The organism is Flavobacterium sp. 22659, from assembly GCF_052044235.1.
Lineage (GTDB): Bacteria > Bacteroidota > Bacteroidia > Flavobacteriales > Flavobacteriaceae > Flavobacterium > Flavobacterium johnsoniae.
The window spans coordinates 1-4,205 of record NZ_JBQEMU010000023.1 but is presented as its reverse complement, the minus strand read 5'-3'; the positions used below and the strand labels follow the sequence as shown (position 1 = coordinate 4,205).

Below are 4,205 nucleotides of genomic sequence, written 5' to 3'. Positions count from 1 at the left end.
AAGCGTGCGCAGATTCTTCTGGTCTTTTTCTTAAAATAATGCCGCGAACTAGTAAAGCTCTTAATAAATACGGAACATCGATCACGTATTTATCCATTAAAAATTCATCTAAATACGGTTTGACATCTTTTGGCGCGGGACTTTCGGGAGATCCTAAATTTACTAATAATACTCCTTTCATTATCTTTTTTGTTTTAAGATTTGTTCTAATTTTGCTCAAACTCAGTGCTTGCCGCTTCTTAGAAATTAATTAATATATTTTTATTTATGCCCTAATCTATAAAAGCGATACTGTTTTTATGATTGGTATTAATGGACATCAGATATCTTTTTGGGGTTGTGGAAAATTTTTTCTTGAATCCCGCAATAAAGTGGCTTCCGGTGCTGTATCCTATTTTCAGCCCGACTTCATTTACATTGTAAGAACCGCTGTCCAATAGTTTTAGTGCAAAATCCATTTTGTAGTCAAAGAGAAAACCATAAACCGTATCACCATAAATTTGTTTGAAGCCTATTTTTAATTTTTTCATATTCAGTCCAATTTCATCTGCCAGCTGCTGCAGCCCTGGCGGTTCGGCCATATTGGCGATAAGTATTTCTCTGGCTTTTTTGATTTTCAGCACGTTATCTTCATCAATCAAAAATGGACATTGCACTGCGTTTGGATCTTCCATTTTACTGAAATACAGACTCAATAATTCATATCCTTTTCCTTTATAATAAAGGTTCTTTAGGGAAGGATGAAGGCTGTAATGAAACAGCTGGCTCAAAACAACAGCCATAGAAGGACTGATGTTCCCTTCGGTATAATACTTTTTTTTCTTCTTATCGGGGCTTAAAATAGAAATATAATCTGCCTGAACGGAAAATAACGAGTGAAATTTATTAATCGAAACAATAACAGAAATAACCCATGAATTTGGAGAAAGTTCTAACTTAAGCAATGACTGCTGCTGCAGATTGCACAAAATCAGTGATTTTTCCTCTTTCAATTCTAAAGTGCAATGGTCCGGACTGGACAAAAAAAATGCATTGCCTTTTAGTCCGAAATGAAACTGTATCAGGCCGGCATCTATTTCGTGCTGTGCAGAAAAAGCTTCTGAGCTGTCGTTCTGGAAACGGATAAGGGTAAGGCCGTCTTCAATTTGTATTTCTTCCTCCATTTTTTTGATATAAAAATTACTGACTTTTCAAGATAGTGTTTAGGAGGTTATTGTCTATTGGTTTCTAAGACTGCGGCAACCTGGATATTTATTTTATTGGAAAGCTTGCTTTTAACCAAATTTGGGATTTCAATATTAAAATCACTGGCATTAACGCTGAAATTACATGAAATGCTGAGCCCTGATAGTGATCTGCTTATCTTTGCAGCAGTATTTATATCCCTGGATTTACCGTGAAGTTCTAATTTGCCTTTAATGATAAAATCTTTGGGATTTACTGTCAGGCTTTGAAGATCAAACCCTTGTATTTTTCCTTTAAATACGGCTTTTGGATATTGGTCACTTTCGATATAATTTTCATTAAAGTGTTCTTCCATTAAAGCAACCTTAAACTGGAAACCTTTCATCAGGGCTAAACTTGCAATCTCTCCCGTTGCTGGATTCAAAACAAAAGTAACATTCTGATTTACTGCTTTAACTTCTTCAAAAGAAGGAACGGAAGCTTCAAAAATGACTTTTGCCGATTTACTGATCATTTTTTCTTGTGATATGCCAATGGCGCAAACACACAGCATTGCAATAAGTATTGTTTTTTTCATTATTTTGCCTTTATTTTTTTATAAAATCATTTTGTTTTGTGCAGTCTTATTTTAAAACTGCAATAATTTGAATTTTGACTTTATTATCCAGTTTATATTTAATAAGCGCTGGAATTGGAATATTGAAATCACTTGCATTTACTTCAAAATCAGATATAAAGGTGACTCGGGAACCCGATCTTGTAATTTTTGCATCGGCACTTATATCCTTGGATTTTCCATGCACTTCTAATTTTCCTTTTATGGTGTAATCTTTATAATCTTCTGTTAGGCTTTTAATATCGAAACCTTCAATTTGTCCCCTGAAAACTGCTTTTGGATACTTATCGGTTTCCATGTAATTTTCATTAAAATGTTCTTCCATCAATGCCATTTCAAACTGGAATCCTTTCATTAAAGCCAAACTTGCCACTTCTCCAGTTGCAGGATTCAAAACAAAAGTTACATTGCTGTTAGTTCCTGCAACCGGCTGAAAAGAAGGTACTGAAGCTTCCAGAGTTATTGCTGCAGATTTAGTTACTATTTTTTCTTGCGAAAAAACAATAAAAGAAGCCAATATCATTGGCATTATTATGATTTTCTTCATGTTGCTGTTATAGATTATTTTTCTAATAATCCATCCTGATTCCATTTATTTATAATGTCGATAGTAGCTTGAGGCAATCTTGGGCCACCCTGTGGCATTAAGGAACTATCTCCATTTTCTAAAGAAATTCGTGTAAGCAACCCTCGGTTTAAAACTGCATTTTTCACCTGTTCATAAGTAACTAAAGACATTGGCGCGCCATTTTTAGGAACTGCGGCATGGCATACAACACAGTTATTATCAATAATAGATTTTACATTTTGGTTGTATGTTGCCAAACCATTAATTGGTGTAGAGTCAATTAAAGTACTTGGATCATCGTTGGCACAACTTACAAAAATTGAAGCTAATGATGAGATGGCCAGAAGGGTTTTTAAATTCATAAGATTGGTTTTTAGTTATAAATAAATGCATGATTTTTTTAAGAATCATCAGGCATTTCAAAATCATATACGTTGAAAAGAATAATACAGATTTGGCAAGAGGCATATTTAATGTTTTAAATCCAATAGGTATTTTTTAACGTAGATAATTTGAAATACTAAAAACCAGTTATGAAAAAAAAAATACTAATTGCAATTTCACTTTTTATAATAATCGGAATTTCGGCGTACCTCTACATCTACAAAGGGCATAGAGATATAGAATCAGAAACTGCCGATTATGCTGTAACGGTCAGCGGACTGGAAAGAGAGTTTGCTTCAAACGATAGTCTGGCTTACATCAAATATCAGGACAAAACAATTGAATTATCTGCACGAGTAACAAGTATTGATAAAGCCAGTAATGGAATTGTTATGAGCGAAAAAATATTTGTCACATTCAAAAAACCTTTGCCGCAAAATATTATATCTGGAAAATACCTCAAGATTAAAGGGCGTTTTTTAGGATATGACGAACTGCTCCAGGAATTTAAAATAGACCAATCTTCAGTTGTACACTAATACAAATAACAATTTAAAACTAACCTCATGAAAAACTTTATTCTATTATTTTTTTTATTTCCGCTCTTAACCTTCTCTCAAACCGATTTATTGTCTGGAGTAGAAACTCCTTCTGCAAAAGAAAAAGTGACTTCTGCATTCAAAGCCTTAAAAATCGTTAATCTTGAGTCTACAAAATTGGCCGCAAAAGGCGATTTGTATTTTGTTGTTGCACACCGATTTGGTTCTATTAAAGATGGTTTTGAAGGTTTCTACGGACTGGATAACGCCAATACACAAATAAAATTTATTTACGGTTTAACAAATGGACTCAACGTAAGTGCTGCCAGAAGTGAATTTGCTTACGATTTTGCAACAAAATATATGTTGTTTCCTCAAATAAAAGATGGTTTCCCAGTTACTATTGCCGGGTTTAATAGTTTGTCTATTAATAACACGTTAAAAGAAAGTCTGTATCCGAAACTTCAATTTAAAGACAGACTTACTTATGTTGCACAGCTGCTGATTTCCAGAAAATTTTCTGAAAAACTGTCTTTAGAAATTGTGCCGTCATTCTTTCATCAAAATTTTGTTGAAGATGTAGATCAAAGCAATACTCAATATGCCATAGGATTTGGAGGTAGATATAAATTTGCTAAGCGCTGGTCTTTAAATATGGATTATGCGGCGCATTTAAACAGAGCACCAAACTCGCTTTATAAAAATCCGCTATCTATAGGTTTTGATTTGGAAACTGGCGGACATGTTTTTCAAATGCATTTTACCAGTTCACAAGCAATTGATGAAGCCGGATATCTTGGAAGAACTACTGGCGACTGGACAAAAGGAGATATATTTTTTGGATTTAATCTTGCCAGAGTTTTCTAGTATCTCCTTTATAATTAAATTATTAGGTAATTTCTGTATTTAAAAC

General features: G+C 33.7%; 7 protein-coding genes. 2 read left to right on the top strand and 5 right to left on the bottom strand.

The window, feature by feature from the left end; all coding sequences use genetic code 11:
* From ACTJIW_RS19510 to ACTJIW_RS19490, 5 genes are all read right to left on the bottom strand, one after another.
* The coding region (locus ACTJIW_RS19510; RefSeq protein ID WP_440718473.1) for a ferrochelatase at nt 1–181 on the bottom strand (181 nt) is incomplete at its 3' end.
* A gap of 91 nt (nt 182–272) precedes the next feature.
* On the bottom strand, nt 273–1,163 hold the full coding sequence (locus ACTJIW_RS19505) for a helix-turn-helix transcriptional regulator (protein ID WP_440715773.1): 891 nt from the start codon (nt 1,161–1,163) through the stop codon (nt 273–275).
* A gap of 47 nt (nt 1,164–1,210) precedes the next feature.
* Nucleotides 1,211–1,762: a YceI family protein gene (locus tag ACTJIW_RS19500; protein WP_440715772.1), complete on the bottom strand. Its 552-nt coding sequence runs from the start codon at nt 1,760–1,762 to the stop codon at nt 1,211–1,213.
* A 46-nt stretch (nt 1,763–1,808) separates the two neighbouring features.
* Nucleotides 1,809–2,348, bottom strand: a complete 540-nt coding sequence (locus ACTJIW_RS19495) for a YceI family protein (protein WP_440715771.1) — start codon at nt 2,346–2,348, stop codon at nt 1,809–1,811.
* Nucleotides 2,349–2,362: 14 nt separating this feature from the next.
* Nucleotides 2,363–2,731: a hypothetical protein gene (locus ACTJIW_RS19490; protein ID WP_184160480.1), complete on the bottom strand. Its 369-nt coding sequence runs from the start codon at nt 2,729–2,731 to the stop codon at nt 2,363–2,365.
* Between the two features lie 171 nt (nt 2,732–2,902).
* On the opposite strand from ACTJIW_RS19490, the gene ACTJIW_RS19485 reads away from it, so the two are divergent.
* Both ACTJIW_RS19485 and ACTJIW_RS19480 read left to right on the top strand, forming a co-directional pair.
* The gene (locus ACTJIW_RS19485) at nt 2,903–3,292 is read left to right on the top strand and encodes a hypothetical protein (RefSeq protein WP_440715770.1); all 390 of its coding nucleotides are present in this window, start codon (nt 2,903–2,905) and stop codon (nt 3,290–3,292) included.
* 27 nt (nt 3,293–3,319) lie between these two features.
* On the top strand, nt 3,320–4,159 hold the full coding sequence (locus ACTJIW_RS19480) for a DUF5777 family beta-barrel protein (RefSeq protein WP_053471240.1): 840 nt from the start codon (nt 3,320–3,322) through the stop codon (nt 4,157–4,159).
* Nucleotides 4,160–4,205 lie beyond the last annotated feature (46 nt).